The following is a 16,982-nucleotide window of genomic DNA, read 5'->3' on the forward strand; positions in this document are numbered from 1 at the left end:
TTACAGCCAGTTACGCCGTTTGAAATAGAGATACGGTGCCAGACCGGCAAGCATCATCAGAACAATGGCTGCGGGGTAGCCAAAGCTCAGATGCAGCTCAGGCATAAACTCAAAGTTCATACCATAGCTTGATGCCACAAGCGTCGGCGGCAGGAACACCACGGAGACCACCGAGAAGATCTTGATGATGCGGTTCTGCTCGATATTGATAAAGCCCATCGCCGCCTGCATCAGGAAGTTCACTTTCTGGAACAGCGATTCGTTGTGCGGCAGCAGGGATTCGATATCGCGCAGGATTTCACGCGCCTGTTCGAGTTGACCGCCCGGTAAACGCGCTTTACGCACAAGGAAGTTCAGTGCGCGCTGGGTATCCATCAGACACAGACGAACTTTCCAGCCGATATCTTCTTGTTCCGCCAGCGTGGAGAGGGCTTCATCGTACTCATCACCCTGATGCCCTTCCATGATCACCCGGCTCAGCTTTTCCAGATCGCTATAAATATTCTCGATCTCATCGGCCAACTGCTCAATTTTGGTTTCAAAGAGATCGAGCAGCAATTCGTAGGCGTTGCCATCTACCATGGCCTGGCTACGCGCTCGCATACGGTAGAGGCGAAATGCCGGCAGTTCACGCTCACGCAGGGTAAACAGGCGGCCTTCACGGATAGTAAATGCCACGGTGGAGTTGCCAGCGTGATCTTCCGCATCTTCATAAAAGAAGAAGGAGTGAATGTGCAGACCGTCTTCATCTTCAAAAAAACGTGCAGATGCTTCGATGTCTTCCAGTTCAGGGCGTGTTGCCAGATTCTGGCCAAGTTCCGTTTGCACGCGTTGTCGTTCGTCATCGTCCGGCTCGACCAAATCAACCCATACAGAGCTGGCGAGGTGCTTGATTTCATCAGCCTCGAGGCGGGTTAAACGATTATTTTCGAGTTGAAATGCGCTCAGCATGACCGGGACTCCCAATACAAAAATGTCTGGACAGTTCGGTTGGGCACACAAGAAACATGAGGCGTTTCAGACCATTAAACAGCCTGACTCAGCGCGACGGGAATAAAACAGATCGCTGACAACCACTAAGGCCATCAGCATGAGGAGATAGCCTTAGGAGTTGTTCCTGGATGACAGGGAATTGAGCCAGTATGTACTGGGTGTGTCCAAGGCGAATGTCCTCTTAGCGTGATCGTGCGCGCATGTTACGCCAGCAAAAATTAGGCGTCAACTCGCAACGGAACGCTAAGGGGTAATATTTCCCCCTCAGCGTATAAGGCTAGCAGATTATTACAAAAAGATGATATTTTTCTGAATGTTAGACTGTCTCAAGCCGAGCGTAGGCAGCGACAAGCCATTTGATGCCCTGCCCCTGGAACGCCACCTGCAAGCGGCTGTGTTCGCCGCTGCCTTCCAGGTTCACAATGGTGCCCTCGCCGAACTTCGCGTGGCGGACCCGCTGCCCCAGCTTGTAGCCGGTGTCGTTTTCTGCCATCGGTGTTCCCATGCGCTGGTGGTTGACCGGGCGGCTAACGGTGGCGCGTAAACGTACCTCTTCCACGCAGGCTTCCGGCAGTTCGCCCACAAAGCGCGACGGGCGGTGATACACCTCTTTGCCGTACAAGCGACGGGTTTCCGCGTAGGTGAGCGTCAGTTTCTGCATGGCACGGGTCACGCCGACGTAAGCCAGACGGCGCTCCTCCTCCAGACGCCCGCCTTCATCCAGCGACATCTGGCTCGGGAACATCCCTTCTTCCATACCGACGATAAACACCTGCGGGAACTCCAGACCTTTCGCCGAATGCAGCGTCATCAGCTGCACCGCATCCTGCCAGGTATCAGCCTGCCCTTCCCCCGCTTCCAGCGCGGCATGGGAGAGGAACGCCTGCAGCGGCATCAGATCTTCATCTTCTTCGTTGTAGCTGAACTGACGCGTTGCCGTCACCAGTTCCTCTAAGTTCTCGATACGCGTCTGGCCTTTCTCGCCTTTTTCCTGCTCATACATCATGCGCAGACCTGAATCTTTGATCACCCGATCGGTCTGTACGTGCAGCGGCATTTCGGCCGTTTCCTGAGCCAGAGCGTCAATCAGCTCCATAAAACGCTGCAACGCACTGGCTGCGCGTCCGGCCAGCGCTTTTTCCTGCAATAACTCACGGGTGGCCTGCCACAGCGTTAGCTTGCGGTCGCGGGAGGCCTGCCGCACCACATCCAGCGTACGATCGCCAATCCCACGCGTTGGCGTGTTGACCACACGTTCAAACGCCGCATCATCATTACGGTTAGCAATAAGACGCAAATAGGAGAGCGCATCTTTGATTTCCTGACGTTCGAAGAAGCGCATCCCCCCATAAATACGGTACGGCATGCTGGCCTGCAATAACGCCTCTTCCAGTACACGCGACTGGGCGTTGCTGCGATAGAGAATGGCGCACTTCTCGAGCGCACCGCCGTTGTCCTGCCAGGTTTTAATCCGGTTGACGACAAAGCGGGCTTCGTCGAGTTCGTTGAAGGCGCAGTAGAGCGAAATCGGCTCTCCCTCAATGCCTTCGGTCCACAGTTTTTTGCCCAGACGACCGTTGTTATTTTCGATCAGGGCGTTTGCCGCGCTGAGAATATTGCTGGTCGAGCGATAGTTCTGCTCAAGACGGATGGTTTCGGCACCGGGAAAATCCTTCAGGAAGCGTTGAATATTCTCCACTTGTGCGCCACGCCAGCCGTAAATGGACTGGTCATCATCACCAACAATCATCACTTTGCCGGTGTCCCCTGCCAGCAGGCGGATCCACGCGTACTGAATGTTGTTGGTATCCTGGAATTCGTCCACCAGAATGTTGGTGAAGCGTTCGCGGTAGTGCTGGAGGATGTGCGGTTTATTCAGCCACAGCTCGTGGGCACGCAGCAGCAGCTCGGCAAAGTCCACCAGCCCTGCGCGATCGCAAGCTTCCTGATAGGCCTGATACACTTTCTGCCAGGTCTGTTCAACGGGGTTGCCGTAGCTTTGAATATGATGCGGGCGGATACCCTCATCTTTCTGGCCGTTGATGTACCACATGGCCTGACGCGGCGGCCACTGTTTCTCATCAAGATTCATCGCTTTAATCAGACGCTTAAGCAAACGCAGCTGATCTTCGCTGTCGAGAATTTGAAAATCCTGCGGCAGGTTCGCATCCATATGATGGGCGCGCAACAGGCGGTGCGCCAGCCCGTGGAAGGTGCCGACCCACATGCCGCCCTGGCTTGTGCCCATCAACTGGGCAATACGGTGACGCATTTCCGCTGCCGCTTTGTTGGTAAAGGTCACCGCCATAATGGAGTACGGGGAGCAGTTTTCCACACTTTGCAGCCAGGCAATACGATGGACCAATACGCGCGTTTTACCACTGCCTGCCCCAGCCAGCACCAGCATATTGGAACGTGTCGCTGCAACGGCGTCACGTTGTTTGTCATTGAGGCTGTCAAGCAGGTAAGAAACGTCCATTGGCACCGCCGGGTTAGTATGAAGCCGTTGCGCTATATCATGTGGTTTACAGGAAGGCGGCAAGCTCATGAATCCCCAGGAGCATAGATAAACTATGTGACTGGGGTGAGTGAGGACAACCAACGCACCTGTAAACCAAAGGATGACGCGCAACAACCCCTGGGAATTTATACAGAACTGTTGGTGATTATATCAGCGTGGTGAGGGATGCCAACCGCGAAATTTCCAGATGGGGCAGCAAGCGGCTATCGTTTGCCGTCAACAGGTCAGCACCTTCAGGTTTGATCCAGCAGGCCTGCATTCCGCAGCGAATGGCACCTGCCACATCGGTGGTCAGATCATCCCCTACGTGAAGGATTTCGCCCAACGGCACATCCAGGCGCTCGGCAGCAAGGTGATACATATCGTTAAAAGGCTTGGAACGGCCATCAGGGCCAGCGCGAAGCACAAACTTAAAGTAGTCATTCAGACCAAAAAGCGCCGGCTGCGCATTGCCGTTGGTGATGGCTACCAGTGGCCATTTTTCCGCCAGTTTTGCCAACGTCTCGTGCGTCTCCGGCGGGACATCAATGCGGCTACGCCATTTGGCGAAATGGTGCATTGCCGCTTCGGCTCCGGCGGTAGCCTCATCTGCCGTTAAGCCCATATCAAGCATCGCGCGCTCAACGGCACGTCGACGCCACTCGGTCACGTCATGATAAATTTCCGGCTCCGTCTCACGCAAAGACTGACGAATGCGGTGCAGATCGGTGCTTTCCAGCGCATTCAGCGATGGGTGATAGCCCTGCACAAAGCGCAGAGACTCCTGCTCCGTACGCAGGATGACCTGACGGTTGTCATACAGCGTGTCGTCCAGATCGAAGGTGAGAGCCGAGATCGGGCCTGTTGGTCGGTAAAATCGCATTATTTCCCCCGTTTGGCGCGTGGATGCGCTGCGTCATACACTGAGGCAAGGTGTTGAAAATCAAGATGAGTATAAATTTGCGTGGTGGAAAGATTAGCATGGCCGAGAAGCTCCTGCACACCGCGCAGGTCGCCGCTGGACTCCAGCATATGGGTGGCAAAGGAGTGGCGCAGCTTATGGGGATGTACATGACTGTTCAGCCCCTGCCTGATACCCCATTCGGCAAACCGTTTTTGTACATTGCGCGCCGAAATACGTTTACCCAGTTTCGACAGGAACAGCGCATCGTCATCAGTGCCGAAAAGGCCACGTAAATCCAGCCAGTGCTCAATCCAGATAACCGCATTACGCCCGATGGGCAGGCGACGCTCTTTGCTGCCTTTGCCCATCACCCAAACTTCACCGCTCTCCAGATCGACATGTTTAATGTCCAGCCCAACCAACTCAGACAGACGCAAACCGGCGCCATACATGACTTCGAGCATCGCCCGGTCGCGCACCGCCAGGGGGTCGTTAAGATCGATATCCAGCAGACGATTCACATCATCGACATCAATATTTTTAGGCAGGTGACGCGGCGTTTTTGGCGCAGAAACCCCTTTCGCCGGGTTGGCAGGCAGTTCGCCCTGCCCCACCAGCCAGTCGAAGAAACTGCGCAGGGCTGAAAGACGCAGCGCCAGGCTAGCGGCACCGAGCCCTTTACGACGACTACGCACGGCAATGGCGCGAACCATGGCGGCATCGCATTGCTGCCAGCGCTGAAGCCCAATCTCACTGGCTAACGCAATGATGGCATCCAGCTGGCGCTGATAATTGAGTAAAGTGATGGGGCTGAGCTGGCGCTCGACACCCAGGTAACGCAGGAATCGTGCAACGGCCTGGTGAAGTGGCGTATCGGTCATACGCGTTCGATCCAACGCTCCAGCAGATCCGGTAACATGATGGCGATCTCTTCAATTAACTGCGTGCCCTGACCAGATTGATAATGGTGGGGATCGCGGCTGCTGAAGATAACCACGCCCAAATCGGCATCGCGCCCCATCATTGAAACAGCTGACGATCCAATCGCTTTCGCTTCGGGTAGCAGCAGTAATAGCTCAGGCCCGTTCAGCGACCCCAGGTAGTGCTGCTGATGACCCAGCCGTTGAATGCGAAAAGATTCGAACGCCTGTCGGGAGAGCGCAAGATGCGTAAAGCCGGAGGGGGCTCCCAGACGCCAGCGGTCCGGGAAGAGACGAATGGTCGCGCCTGCAAGCCCAAGATCTTTTGCCCACCGATGGAAGCGATTGAGCATCTCTTCGAGACTGCCGGCCGATGCCAGCTTACTTTGCAGACGGAGTAATCGATAGAACAGGCCTTCGTTCGCACTGGCCTGCTCCATCAACAGCGTCATGTTATCTTCCAGCACATTGATATGATTGCGCGCGCGCGCCATGTGCCATTCCACCAGAGAAACCATGCCGCGCACCGGGTGCGGGACCTGAATTTGTTCCACTGCGTGTGCATTACGAATAAAGAATTCAGGATTGCGCAGCAGATACTCCACAACCGCCCTGTCGTCCAGTTCGGCCAGGGTGTCCTGCTGTTCTTCCCCAACTTGCTTCATAGATGAATAAACCCGTCGTAGACATGTGCCGCCGGGCCAGTCATATATAACGGTTGGCCCGGGCCTTTCCAGGCGATATCCAGTCGGCCGCCTGGCAATTCGACTCGTACTTCTTCCGTCAGCAAACCTTGCTGAATACCGACTGCAACGGCTGCGCATGCGCCGCTGCCGCAGGCCTGCGTTTCACCGGCGCCGCGTTCAAACACCCGCAGGCGGATAAAATCGCGTTTAACAACCTGCATAAAACCAATATTGGCCCGCTCAGGAAAGCGTTCATGGCTCTCCATGACCGGTCCTAACGTTTCGACCGGCGCGGTATCGATGTCATCAACCTGAATCACGCAGTGCGGGTTACCCATTGAGACGACGCCGCACATTATGGTTTGCTCCGCCGCCCGCATAATATAGGTCTTTTCCGCTTTGTTCGCGCGGAACGGCACCTGGGACGGTTCGAAATTAGGCTCACCCATGTTTACGCGAACCAGCTCGTCTTCCGTCACGCTTAATACCATGCGTCCGTTAGCGGTGCTGACACGAATGTCTCGCTTGTTGGTTAATCCTTTCAGTCGAACAAAACGCGCAAAGCAGCGTGCGCCGTTGCCACACTGCGACACTTCACTGCCATCGGCGTTGAAAATGCGATAGTGGAAATCAAGTTCAGGATCGTACGGAGGTTCAACCACCAGTAGTTGATCAAACCCCACGCCCAGATGCCTGTCCGCCATACGACGAATCAGTTCCGGGGAAAAAAAGACATTCTGCGTCACCGCGTCGACGACCATAAAATCGTTGCCAAGGCCATGCATCTTCGAGAACTGCATCATCTACTCCAATTACCTACGCGGGTACAGAATGGGGATCGTAATTAGTTAACCTGGCTCGGGCCACCGTTATCACCACGATCGTTACGATCCGGCGTACTCGACTGGAGAACGGGTGTAGCTTTCTTCGTTGGCGGCGGCGCGTTTTTATCGGCCGGCGGGAAATATAACGGTCCTTTCAGACCACAGCCGGTCAGGCTGAATAGGGCCAGTAGTACGGTCAGCGTGCGACACACTTCTTTCATTGTAGGTAGCCTGTTAGTTCATCCTTTCTTTCATCTATCATCGCAGGAGAAGACACAAAAGCAAGAGTTTGCACGCACCCTGCATCGGGAAATATTTCGCGTTATACTGCCGCCATCACCTAAAACGGGAAACGACAATGAACGACAGTGAATTTCATCGCCTGGCAGATGCCCTCTGGGAGACCATCGAAGCGCGTCTTGACGATTGGGACGGCGACAGCGATATCGACTGCGAAATCAACGGTGGCGTACTGACCATTACCTTTGAAAACGGCAGCAAAATCATCATTAACCGTCAGGAGCCGCTGCATCAGGTATGGCTGGCAACCAAACAAGGTGGCTACCATTTTGACCTTAAAGGGGAAGAGTGGGTAAGTGACCGTTCAGGTGAAACCTTCTGGGATTTACTTGAACAGGCTGCGACACAACAGGCGGGTGAAGAGGTTAGCTTCCGCTGAGTTTTTTTGCCGGATGGCGGCTCCGCCTTATCCGGCCTACACGTTATGCACCATTTGTAGGCCGGATAAAGTGTTTACAACACCATCCGGCATCATGGTTAAGAGAAATACTGCTGCAACAACGGCGCGTTGTTATCCTGGTTGGCAGACGCTACGGGCGTAATGGCCTGATTGCGGAACGGAATCACCTGCATCCGATTATCCACATTCACAATCTGGTAGAACTGCGGCAGATTGAAGTTGATGAAGCTGGAACCGTAGGTAAAGCGGTCGTGAGACGAAGAGTAGAAACGACTTACGTCACGCACCAGCTCCTCTTTGCTGCCTTCGCAGTGATGATAAACTTCCGCGCGGTTGCTCTCATCGAGAATATAGATGTTGAAGCCGTCATCGCCGGTCTCTTCAAAGAAGAACTGAATAATCCCTTCGCTGGCAAAACCGTCCACCACCTGCGGCAGCTTAACGTGATTGGTTTCCACCTGAACCGAAAGACCGTGCAGCTTGTTATGGGAAATGGCACCGTAAAATTCGATCGCATTTTCCAGTTTTTGCACCGACACGTTCAGACGCTCAAAGAACAATCCCCAGGTCTGCCCGGCGACGCGCAGCGCTTTAAAGCGCCCGGTTTCCTGACGGGTACTGGAAAGGCGCAGCTCAATGCACTCAGAAACAAGCTGTTGCACACGCGTACGGATCAATCCACGCAGATGCTGGCTGTAGCAGAACACTTCCACACTGTCCGGCGGCGCGGCATCCTGGTGCATTTTACCAAGGATGGTTTTTAGCGCTTCGATCATCGCCTGCTCGCCGTTGAAGTGCAGCGTACGCACTTCGTTCCACGAGTTGCGGTACAAGAGGTCAACGCTACCGACCAGGCAGTTTTGCTGCTCGCCAAAACTGAACACATCCAGTTTGCGGAAATCGAAGTGCACAACCTGATTGCGGAATGCCGCCGTCGGGTCATATTCAAGATTGACGATAATCGCCAGATGGCGAATTTCACACGGGCTGTAGAGCGCCTTTGGCGTGGGCGCGGGCAGGCGCAGCGGGAAGTGATGCGACACGTTCGCCACCATCTCCTGCAGTTTTGCCAGATCAACAATGCCGTTACCCTTCACATAGAGATGGGTACGCGACGTTAACAGACCGTTGAACCACGCCCAGGCCACCAGCTTGTTAAGGTAGCGGTTATATTCCAGCGGCTGATGGCTAACGATAGAGTCCATGTTCGGGGCGCGATTGTAGAGATACCAACCCGTGCGGTTCGCACGGCCCGGCGGAACATGAATAAAGGTTAAATTTGGCTCGGAGAGATCCGGCGAAATTTGCGGGTTCACCAGCGTGACTTTGCCCGGCAGCGCTTCAAAAGCGGCGTACAGCTTACGGGTCAACACGCCGATGTCCTGCGGACTGGCGGAGACGCTCAGATTATTGCGGCGAGCAAAGCGGATGAGGTTACGGTAGCTCTGCATCATGGCATCGAGCAGTTCGTTGTGCGCTTCACGCACCTGATCGATTTTCCAGTTTGCCCGGTTATCGAGCATAGTCAGGCGCGCATCGTCCCAACCCCACTCTTTCACTAATTGACTGACCACTTCACGCCGCCAGCCGACACACGCGCGCTCGCGACTCAGTTTCTCACACACTTTTAAGTAGAAACATCGACGCACGAGATCAAGACGAGTGAAATCTTCAATGGCAGTCAGATACTGGGTCACACGCTCCAGCATCATGCAGTAATGGTCCAGGCCAAACGAGACGATTTCGCCGTCGTGCAGACGCTGTTTAATGTCTTTTGCCAGCAGGCGGGTGTTTGGATACTCCCAGGAATAGGCTTCCAGCAGCAGCGTTTTCAGCACCGCTTTATACGGAGAATCGATGCTTTTATAGAGTTGCCACAGGCTGGCACCGAAGTACTCTTCGGCAGAGAGGGAACTCAGGCCACCCAGATCCAGCCATTCGTTTGGCGTCAGTACACCCTGTGCGTAGAGCGTCATGACGTAATCGTCATAATGTTCTTCTTCATCGCCCGGGACCATATTCCACAGAATACGCTTACCGGCCAGGCGCACAGCGGTACGATAGAATTCATCAAGCAGCAAAATATGCTGCGTCGAGCCACAGTCTTCACCACCCAGACTGCCGCTTTCATTATGGCGGAAACGGTTCTCATCAATCAGGAAGAAGCTGACTTCCACCCCCAGCGACGCAGCCCAGCTCTCAAGCAGGCTGCATTTGCGTTGCAATAGCTGGCGCTCTTCGTTATCCAACCAGGATTGATGGCACACCCAAATATCCAGATCGGACGAGCAGCTCTGCCCTACCGAAGAGGTACTCCCCATGGAATAGACGCCCGTAATCGGCAGTTCGCCTTTTGCCGACACCTGCGGCGGCATACCACGATAGAGTTCGAGTTCATTGAGGTAGTGCAGTTGGGTTTCATCAGGCGTGTAAAGGCAAATGCCTTTTGGAACGTTACCGTCGAGGTAACCCGGCATCAGCGGATGATGATGGTGCAACAATGTCGGCAGCAGACTGTAGACCTGCTGGAAAGCAGGACCCATGGCAGCAAGCGCGCGATCCACACGCAGTTGATTGATGGCATCCAGTCTCTGTTTCAGAGTCTCAATATAGAGGTACAAGACATATCGCCTGATGGTTACAGAAAAGCCAATTTAGCCGTCACCCTTTTTCGCCTTACACTTTATGGTGGTAAAGACGAAAAAATGGTCTAAAACGTGATCAATTTAACACCTTGCTCATTGACCGTAAAGAAAGATGCGCTACATACCATTGTAGCACCCTTCACTACGTGTAAATTCCCACTTACGACTTAGGCGAGTCTTGTCGTGATGGTAAAACCCACCACTTCCCGTGCATTCACCGCAAACCTGACACCCCAGGACAACAATGTTAGGATGGTCAACAGACGATAATGACGGTAACAAGCATGTTAGACAATGTTTTAAGAATTGCCACACGGCAAAGCCCCCTTGCGCTCTGGCAGGCACATTTTGTTAAGGCGCGCCTTGAAGCGCACCACGCAGGCCTGACGGTTGAACTGGTACCGATGGTGACGCGTGGTGATGTGATTCTGGATACGCCTCTGGCAAAAGTGGGCGGTAAAGGCTTGTTTGTTAAAGAGCTGGAACTGGCATTGCTTGAAAACCGTGCCGATATTGCCGTGCATTCCATGAAGGATGTGCCGGTTGAATTCCCGGACGGTTTAGGGCTGGTAACGATTTGTGAGCGCGACGATCCGCGAGATGCTTTCGTCTCCAATCACTTCGAGAGCCTGGAGGCATTACCGATTGGCAGCGTAGTTGGCACGTCAAGTTTACGCCGCCAGTGCCAATTGGCCGCCCGTCGCCCGGATCTGTTGATACGTTCCCTGCGAGGCAATGTTGGCACGCGTCTTAGCAAACTTGATAACGGTGACTATGACGCCATCATTCTTGCAGTGGCAGGGCTCAAACGCCTGGGTCTGGAATCCCGTATTCGCCAGGCACTGCCAGCGGAACTCTCGCTTCCGGCAGTGGGCCAGGGCGCAGTGGGTATTGAATGCCGCCTCGCGGATGAGCATACCCGCGCACTGCTCGCCCCACTCAATCATGATGAGACCTCGCTGCGTGTTGCAGCCGAACGCGCCATGAATACCCGGCTGGAAGGAGGCTGCCAGGTACCGATTGGCAGCTACGCTGAACTGATTGACGGTGAGCTCTGGCTGCGCGCGTTAGTCGGCGCACCGGATGGCTCAGCCATCATTCGTGGCGAACGACGTGGTCATCCGGCAGACGCCGTTCAGATGGGTATTTCGCTCGCTGAAGAGCTGTTGGAAAACGGCGCACGCGAAATTCTGGCCGACGTGTATAACGGAGATGCGCCCGCATGACTATTCTTGTCACCCGCCCCTCCCCCGCAGGGGATATTTTAGTGAGCCGGTTGCGCGCACTGGGTCGGGTGGCATGGAGCTTTCCGCTGATCGAGTTTTCGCCGGGCCGCGAGCTGAATTCCCTGGCGACCAGGTTACTCTCGCTCACCGCGGACGATCTGGTTTTTGTCCTTTCACAACATGCTGTGACGTTCGCCCAGGCTCACTTACGGCAGATCCACCAAACCTGGCCAGTGCAGCCGCATTACTTTGCTATTGGCCGCACCACCGCACTGGCATTACATAAGGTCAGCGGTCTTGATGTACGCTATCCGCTGGATCGGGAAATTAGCGAAGTCTTACTACAATTGCCTGAATTACAAAACATTCAGGGCAAACGTGCGCTAATCTTACGAGGTAACGGCGGCCGTGAATTATTGGGTCAAACTCTCGAAGCTCGCGGTGCCAAAGTAGAATTTTGCGAATGCTATCAACGTAATATGAAACATTACGATGGTGCGGAAGAGGCGATGCGCTGGCACACGCGTGGGGTGAAAACTCTGGTGGTCACCAGCGGCGAAATGTTACAGCAACTTTTCTCGCTCACCCCGCCCTGGTATCGTGAAAACTGGTTACTTCATTGCCGACTCCTTGTCGTCAGTGAACGTCTGGCGAACCTCGCCCGGGAATTGGGCTGGCAGGATATTCAGGTCGCTGATAACGCAGAAAACGATGCGCTGATTCGCGCATTACAATAACACTCATAATGGGAAGCCATAATGACGGAACAACAACACTCCTCTGCCGTGGTCGAAGAGACCAAACAGGTTGATGGCAACACGCCGCCGCCCGAAAAAGCCGAGAAGAACAACCGCGCTGGCAAGACAAGTCTTGCGCTGAGTGTGATTGCGATTGCTATCGCACTGGCCGCAGGCGTCGGTCTTTATGGCTGGGTCAAGCATCAGACCACCGTTATTCGTGCAACGAATGATGAACTGGCAAACCAGGTCATCAGCTTGCAGCAAGCGCAGGATAAACAAAAAGCCGGGCTGGAAGAGATCATTAAACAGCAGGCGACTCAGCTGGACGATGCGAAAAACCAGCAGGCAGCGCTCACGAAGCAACTGGATGAGCTGCAGCAAAAAGTGGCGACCATTTCGGGCTCAGACGCTAAAACCTGGCTTCTGGCGCAGGCTGATTTTCTGGTCAAACTGGCGGGGCGTAAGCTCTGGAGCGATCAGGATGCCACCACCGCCGCCGCCCTGTTGAAAAGTGCGGATATTAGCCTTGCGGAAATGAACGACCCCAGCCTGATCGCTGCCCGCCGCGCCATCACCGAAGATATCACCCGTTTGTCGGCGATTACCCAGGTGGACTATGACGGCATCATCCTGAAGGTGAATCAGCTTGCCAACCAAATTGATAATTTGCGTCTGGCAGACAATAACGACGATGATTCTCCGATGGATGCCGACAGTGGCGAACTCTCCAGCTCTATCAGCGAATGGCGCGTTAACCTGCAGAAAAGCTGGCAGAACTTTATGGATAGCTTTATTACGATTCGCCGTCGTGATGAAACAGCGGTGCCGCTGCTGGCCCCTAATCAGGACGTGTACCTGCGTGAAAATATTCGTTCACGTCTGTTAGTAGCGGCGCAGGCCGTACCTCGTCATCAGGAAGAGACTTACAAGCAGGCGCTGGATAACGTGTCGACCTGGGTTCGTGCTTACTACGATACCGACGATGCCACAACCAAAGCTTTCCTTGATGAAGTCGACAAGCTCGATCAACAAAGCATCGGCATGGAAATTCCGGAATCCCTGCAAAGCCAGCCGATTGTGGAAAAACTGATGCAAACCCGCGTGCGCAATTTACTGACGCAACCCGGTGCCGAGGCTGAACAGCCCGCCCCCGCTAACGCGCCGCAGGGAGAATAATCATGCTGAAAGTATTATTACTCTTTGCACTGTTATTGGCGGGTATCGTCGTAGGGCCGATGATTGCGGGTCATCAGGGTTATGTACTTATCCAGACGGATAATTACAACATTGAAACAAGCGTTACCGGTCTGGTGATCATCCTCGTGTTGGCGCTCGTGGTTCTGTTTGCCGTTGAATGGCTGCTGCGCCGTATTTTCCGTACTGGCGCCCATACGCGCGGTTGGTTCGTTGGCCGTAAGCGTCGTCGTGCTCGTAAGCAAACAGAGCAGGCGCTGCTCAAACTGGCCGAAGGGGATTACCAGCAGGTTGAGAAGCTGATGGCGAAAAACGCCGATCACGCTGAACAGCCGGTGGTGAACTATCTGCTGGCCTCCGAAGCGGCCCAGCAGCGTGGCGATGAGATCCGGGCCAATCAGCACCTGGAACGTGCCGCTGAACTGGCAGGCAACGATCTGATTCCGGTCGAAATCACCCGCGTCCGGTTACAGCTTGCCCGTAATGAAAATCATGCTGCGCGTCACGGCGTCGATAAACTGCTTGAAATCACGCCAAGGCACCCTGAAGTGCTGCGTCTTGCAGAGCAGGCTTATATTCGTACCGGCGCATGGAGTTCGCTGCTCGACATTATTCCTTCCATGACCAAAGCCAATGTCGGTGACGAAGCGCATCGTGATGCCCTTCAGCAACAGGCCTGGATTGGTTTGATGGATCAAGCCAGGGCAGACCAGGGCAGCGAGGGACTAAAAGCGTGGTGGAAAAACCAGAACCGTAAAACCCGTCATCAGGCAGTGCTACAGGTGGCGATGGCTGAGCATTTGATTGAATGTGACGACCATGATACGGCGCAGGAAATCATTCTTGATGGCCTCAAACGCCATTATGACGATCGCCTGGTACTGGTCATTCCACGGCTGAAAACAAATAACCCTGAGCAGGTCGAAAAGATCCTTCGTCAGCAGATCAAAACCCAGGGCGACCGCCCACTCCTGTGGAGCACGCTGGGACAGTCATTGATGAAGCACGGCGAATGGAAAGAAGCGTGCCTGGCGTTTCGTGCCGCCCTTAAGCAGCGGCCTGATGCGTTCGACTATGCATGGCTGGCGGACTGTCTTGACCGCCTCCATCAGCCGGAAGAGGCGGCGACAATGCGCCGCGACGGATTGTTACTGACATTACAAAACAATCCTCCTTCCTGATATCACGGGGCCAGTCGGCCCCGTTTTTTTTGCCTGTTAATGTGACCGTGCTGTGCTACAGTTTTCGAGTCTCAATTAACGGAATACGCCCGCCAATGTAACGATTTCCCTCGAGTTCCCCTTTTTCAACTGTGCAGCACCTTGCTGCAGGGCATCACTCGTTTTGGGAAATCATCATGAACACTCTGTTTTTTGCGCTTACGCGCGCATTGCGCGTGCATCATTGGCTGCGGCTGTTGCTTTGCGCATTCATCTTATCTTCGCTTGGCAATGGCTTAACGCAGGTGCTGGTCTTTGGCCTGTTACTTGACTGGCAGGCCTCACCGTCAACACTGACACTTGCCTGGGTGCTGGCGACATTGCCCGGTTTTGTAGGGAGTCTCATTGGCGAGAGGCTTTGCCAACGCCTCTCCCCCTATTACCTTTTGATCCTCACCGAAACCCTGGGCCTGGTCGCGCTGACCCTGCCATTGCTTGGGATCTTGCATCACAGCATCACGGCGTTACTTCTGGTTCAGTCGGTTGAAGCTCTGTTGGGCGGGATGTCGTGGCCGGCGCTGACGCTTATCTTTAAGCGCGGCTTGTCAGAGCGGGAGTTACCGGCGGCGACGGCTATGGAAAACGTGATTTTTGCTTCCCAGGTGTTGTTGGGTACCGGCATTGGCGTGCTTTTGTATGGTCGCGTCGATCCACGGGTGCTACTGAGCGTTGATGCGGTGAGCTTCCTGGCCGCGATAACATTATTGATCCTCACATTTCTCTCCAGCCATGCGCATCATGGGGAACAACATGGGAAGTCAGAACAGGCGTCAGCGGTCAATTGGCGTCAACTGAACAAGGCACAAAAGCGAAGCATACTGATACTTCCTGTGCTCGCTGCGGTTGGCTCACCTGCCATGGCATTACTGCCCGCACTGATCCAGCAGATACAACCGGATAATGCGACAAGCCTGACGCTACCTTTGCTTTTTGCTCGTAGCCTGGGGCAGCTTTGTGGCCCGTTACTGCTCGATGGTAATAAGCTCTCCCACTATGCCAGTCGCAATCGGGTTTTGTTGATGTGTCTGGGAATCTATCTGGTGAGCTACGGTATGGTGCCGCAGGTGTCAGGTGAGTTGTTAGCGGCATCGGGACTGATTTTTGTCGCCCATCTGGCTTCTAACATATTGTTTGCAATAGGAACCTTTAGCCTGCTCGCCGGGTTTTCTGCCGAACAGGTCTCGTCAGCCAGTGCCCGAGCCTGGCGCTGGCAAACGGTCACCGCCACCGTGGTGACATCCCTTGCCGCAGCGCTTGCCAGCGAATGGGGAGCCATGCAGGCACTCTACGCGGTATCACTCTGCACGCTGCTATTGTCGGCCCTGCTCATGCACCATTACCGACAATAATCTAAAAAAGCATAAAAAAACGCCTGCTAAAAAGCAGGCGTTAAAACAGGTCTTTATGACAACATAATTGGGTGCTTCACTCAACGTTATGCCCATGGTGTCTGATGAGGCCGAAGCGACATCTGTCAGTGGACGATAAGCACCGTAAACGGCTCTGCATCATTCCTGAGTTTATGAGGCCCTGAGGCGAACATAAGAGATGGAATGAGCATCTACAGGTATATTATTGCACATAGTGTGCCAGGTTCGCATTAGCAAAACCGATCGTCAGCAAGCTTTTAGGAATGCAGGAAATTCAGGGGGCGAAAGAAGCGGGACATCTTGAGCGAGTTGGCGTTAGTACACAGAAGTGTCGCCTGCGAGCGACAAGTCGTATCTCTTACGATTAAGGTAAATTAAATCAATAAGTTAAACGTCTCTCAACGGCGACATTCAGGGTTCAGGTTGTCGCTGATTCGCAACAAAAGAGAAAGGCATAATTTGCAGGGCGTAGAAAACAAAAAACCCCGCCGAAGCGGGGTTCAAAATTGGTCGGCGAGAGAGGATTCGAACCTCCGACCCACTGGTCCCAAACCAGTTGCGCTACCAAGCTGCGCTACTCGCCGATGTACTACTTTTTGACTTTTTGTTTAATCAAAGTTGTGGTGCGAGGGGGGGGACTCGAACCCCCACATCCAAAGGACACTAACACCTGAAGCTAGCGCGTCTACCAATTCCGCCACCTTCGCATTCCACTAAACTTTTTACAACTAAACTTTTACTACTAATTAATGGGGTGGCTAATGGGACTCGAACCCACGACAACTGGAATCACAATCCAGGGCTCTACCAACTGAGCTATAGCCACCACTACAAATTTTTTCACGCGGCCCTGTATTTTACAGGCCACCGCAGCTCATCAAGCACCGGGTTAAATGGTGCGCCCGACAGGATTCGAACCTGAGACCTCTGCCTCCGGAGGGCAGCGCTCTATCCAGCTGAGCTACGGGCGCTTAGCGCCGTTGCGGGGCTGGATATTACGGACTTCCCTACCCTCTGTCTAGTGCCTTTTTAAATAAAATGTTCGTTTGGTCATGCTTTG

General features: G+C 54.0%; 15 protein-coding genes and 4 tRNA genes. 6 read left to right on the forward strand and 13 right to left on the reverse strand.

Features of this window, described 5'->3' with window-relative positions:
- The 8 genes from corA to lptM form a co-directional block, all read right to left on the reverse strand.
- On the reverse strand, nucleotides 1-951 hold the full coding sequence (gene corA, locus ACUY4Q_RS23060) for a magnesium/cobalt transporter CorA (RefSeq protein ID WP_458044951.1): 951 nt from the start codon (nucleotides 949-951) through the stop codon (nucleotides 1-3).
- Between the two features lie 153 nt (nucleotides 952-1,104).
- A complete protein-coding gene (gene ysgD, locus ACUY4Q_RS23065) occupies nucleotides 1,105-1,161 on the reverse strand; it encodes a YsgD/CorL family protein (RefSeq protein WP_353889132.1) in 57 nt (18 codons plus the stop codon).
- A 148-nt stretch (nucleotides 1,162-1,309) separates the two neighbouring features.
- Nucleotides 1,310-3,472 carry a DNA helicase II gene (gene uvrD / locus ACUY4Q_RS23070; protein ID WP_458044952.1) on the reverse strand — a complete coding sequence of 721 codons (2,163 nt, stop codon included), beginning with the start codon at nucleotides 3,470-3,472 and terminating at the stop codon, nucleotides 1,310-1,312.
- A 187-nt stretch (nucleotides 3,473-3,659) separates the two neighbouring features.
- On the reverse strand, nucleotides 3,660-4,376 hold the full coding sequence (gene yigB, locus ACUY4Q_RS23075; RefSeq protein ID WP_458044953.1) for a 5-amino-6-(5-phospho-D-ribitylamino)uracil phosphatase YigB: 717 nt from the start codon (nucleotides 4,374-4,376) through the stop codon (nucleotides 3,660-3,662).
- Nucleotides 4,376-5,278, reverse strand: coding sequence for a tyrosine recombinase XerC (xerC, locus tag ACUY4Q_RS23080; RefSeq protein WP_458044954.1), 903 nt, complete (start codon nucleotides 5,276-5,278; stop codon nucleotides 4,376-4,378). Before xerC ends, yigB begins: the two co-directional genes overlap by 1 nt.
- The gene (locus ACUY4Q_RS23085) at nucleotides 5,275-5,982 is read right to left on the reverse strand and encodes a DUF484 domain-containing protein (RefSeq protein WP_458044955.1); all 708 of its coding nucleotides are present in this window, start codon (nucleotides 5,980-5,982) and stop codon (nucleotides 5,275-5,277) included. The genes xerC and ACUY4Q_RS23085 overlap by 4 nt, the downstream gene beginning before the upstream one ends.
- Nucleotides 5,979-6,803, reverse strand: coding sequence for a diaminopimelate epimerase (dapF, locus tag ACUY4Q_RS23090; RefSeq protein WP_458047426.1), 825 nt, complete (start codon nucleotides 6,801-6,803; stop codon nucleotides 5,979-5,981). The genes ACUY4Q_RS23085 and dapF overlap by 4 nt, the downstream gene beginning before the upstream one ends.
- A 44-nt stretch (nucleotides 6,804-6,847) precedes the next feature.
- On the reverse strand, nucleotides 6,848-7,048 hold the full coding sequence (gene lptM, locus ACUY4Q_RS23095) for an LPS translocon maturation chaperone LptM (RefSeq protein WP_458044956.1): 201 nt from the start codon (nucleotides 7,046-7,048) through the stop codon (nucleotides 6,848-6,850).
- Between the two features lie 137 nt (nucleotides 7,049-7,185).
- Between lptM and cyaY the strand changes: the two genes are divergently transcribed.
- Nucleotides 7,186-7,506 (forward strand): iron donor protein CyaY, encoded by a 321-nt coding sequence (cyaY, locus tag ACUY4Q_RS23100; RefSeq protein ID WP_458044957.1) that lies wholly within the window; start codon nucleotides 7,186-7,188, stop codon nucleotides 7,504-7,506.
- A 98-nt stretch (nucleotides 7,507-7,604) separates the two neighbouring features.
- Here the strand turns inward: cyaY and cyaA are convergent, their stop codons facing one another.
- Nucleotides 7,605-10,148 (reverse strand): class I adenylate cyclase, encoded by a 2,544-nt coding sequence (cyaA, locus tag ACUY4Q_RS23105; protein ID WP_458044958.1) that lies wholly within the window; start codon nucleotides 10,146-10,148, stop codon nucleotides 7,605-7,607.
- Nucleotides 10,149-10,456: 308 nt separating this feature from the next.
- Between cyaA and hemC the strand changes: the two genes are divergently transcribed.
- The 5 genes from hemC (at nucleotide 10,457) to ACUY4Q_RS23130 (ending at nucleotide 15,901) form a co-directional block, all read left to right on the forward strand.
- The gene (gene hemC, locus ACUY4Q_RS23110) at nucleotides 10,457-11,398 is read left to right on the forward strand and encodes a hydroxymethylbilane synthase (RefSeq protein ID WP_458044959.1); all 942 of its coding nucleotides are present in this window, start codon (nucleotides 10,457-10,459) and stop codon (nucleotides 11,396-11,398) included.
- Entirely contained in the window at nucleotides 11,395-12,135 is a 741-nt protein-coding gene (hemD, locus tag ACUY4Q_RS23115; protein ID WP_458044960.1) for a uroporphyrinogen-III synthase, read from the forward strand. Before hemC ends, hemD begins: the two co-directional genes overlap by 4 nt.
- A gap of 21 nt (nucleotides 12,136-12,156) precedes the next feature.
- Nucleotides 12,157-13,314 (forward strand): uroporphyrinogen-III C-methyltransferase, encoded by a 1,158-nt coding sequence (gene hemX, locus ACUY4Q_RS23120; protein WP_458044961.1) that lies wholly within the window; start codon nucleotides 12,157-12,159, stop codon nucleotides 13,312-13,314.
- A gap of 2 nt (nucleotides 13,315-13,316) precedes the next feature.
- The gene (hemY, locus tag ACUY4Q_RS23125) at nucleotides 13,317-14,513 is read left to right on the forward strand and encodes a protoheme IX biogenesis protein HemY (protein ID WP_458044962.1); all 1,197 of its coding nucleotides are present in this window, start codon (nucleotides 13,317-13,319) and stop codon (nucleotides 14,511-14,513) included.
- Between the two features lie 176 nt (nucleotides 14,514-14,689).
- The gene (locus tag ACUY4Q_RS23130; protein WP_458044963.1) at nucleotides 14,690-15,901 is read left to right on the forward strand and encodes an MFS transporter; all 1,212 of its coding nucleotides are present in this window, start codon (nucleotides 14,690-14,692) and stop codon (nucleotides 15,899-15,901) included.
- Between the two features lie 528 nt (nucleotides 15,902-16,429).
- Here the strand turns inward: ACUY4Q_RS23130 and ACUY4Q_RS23135 are convergent.
- The 4 genes from ACUY4Q_RS23135 to ACUY4Q_RS23150 form a co-directional block, all read right to left on the reverse strand.
- A tRNA-Pro gene (locus ACUY4Q_RS23135) sits at nucleotides 16,430-16,506 on the reverse strand.
- 37 nt (nucleotides 16,507-16,543) lie between these two features.
- Nucleotides 16,544-16,629: transfer RNA gene (locus ACUY4Q_RS23140), tRNA-Leu, on the reverse strand.
- A gap of 43 nt (nucleotides 16,630-16,672) precedes the next feature.
- A tRNA-His gene (locus ACUY4Q_RS23145) sits at nucleotides 16,673-16,748 on the reverse strand.
- Nucleotides 16,749-16,816: 68 nt separating this feature from the next.
- Nucleotides 16,817-16,893 (reverse strand) — tRNA-Arg (locus ACUY4Q_RS23150).
- Nucleotides 16,894-16,982 lie beyond the last annotated feature (89 nt).

The sequence above is a fragment of the Phytobacter cepae genome (assembly GCF_054165735.1).

Bases quoted from the DNA above. Each gene is read 5' to 3' on its own strand.
- lptM (WP_458044956.1), bottom strand. From the start codon at position 7,048: ATGAAAGAAGTGTGTCGCACGCTGACCGTACTACTGGCCCTATTCAGC.
- corA (WP_458044951.1), bottom strand. From the start codon at position 951: ATGCTGAGCGCATTTCAACTCGAAAATAATCGTTTAACCCGCCTCGAG.
- xerC (WP_458044954.1), bottom strand. From the start codon at position 5,278: ATGACCGATACGCCACTTCACCAGGCCGTTGCACGATTCCTGCGTTAC.
- uvrD (WP_458044952.1), bottom strand. From the start codon at position 3,472: ATGGACGTTTCTTACCTGCTTGACAGCCTCAATGACAAACAACGTGAC.
- cyaY (WP_458044957.1), top strand. From the start codon at position 7,186: ATGAACGACAGTGAATTTCATCGCCTGGCAGATGCCCTCTGGGAGACC.
- hemY (WP_458044962.1), top strand. From the start codon at position 13,317: ATGCTGAAAGTATTATTACTCTTTGCACTGTTATTGGCGGGTATCGTC.
- hemC (WP_458044959.1), top strand. From the start codon at position 10,457: ATGTTAGACAATGTTTTAAGAATTGCCACACGGCAAAGCCCCCTTGCG.
- hemD (WP_458044960.1), top strand. From the start codon at position 11,395: ATGACTATTCTTGTCACCCGCCCCTCCCCCGCAGGGGATATTTTAGTG.
- hemX (WP_458044961.1), top strand. From the start codon at position 12,157: ATGACGGAACAACAACACTCCTCTGCCGTGGTCGAAGAGACCAAACAG.
- dapF (WP_458047426.1), bottom strand. From the start codon at position 6,803: ATGCAGTTCTCGAAGATGCATGGCCTTGGCAACGATTTTATGGTCGTC.
- ACUY4Q_RS23085 (WP_458044955.1), bottom strand. From the start codon at position 5,982: ATGAAGCAAGTTGGGGAAGAACAGCAGGACACCCTGGCCGAACTGGAC.
- ACUY4Q_RS23130 (WP_458044963.1), top strand. From the start codon at position 14,690: ATGAACACTCTGTTTTTTGCGCTTACGCGCGCATTGCGCGTGCATCAT.
- yigB (WP_458044953.1), bottom strand. From the start codon at position 4,376: ATGCGATTTTACCGACCAACAGGCCCGATCTCGGCTCTCACCTTCGAT.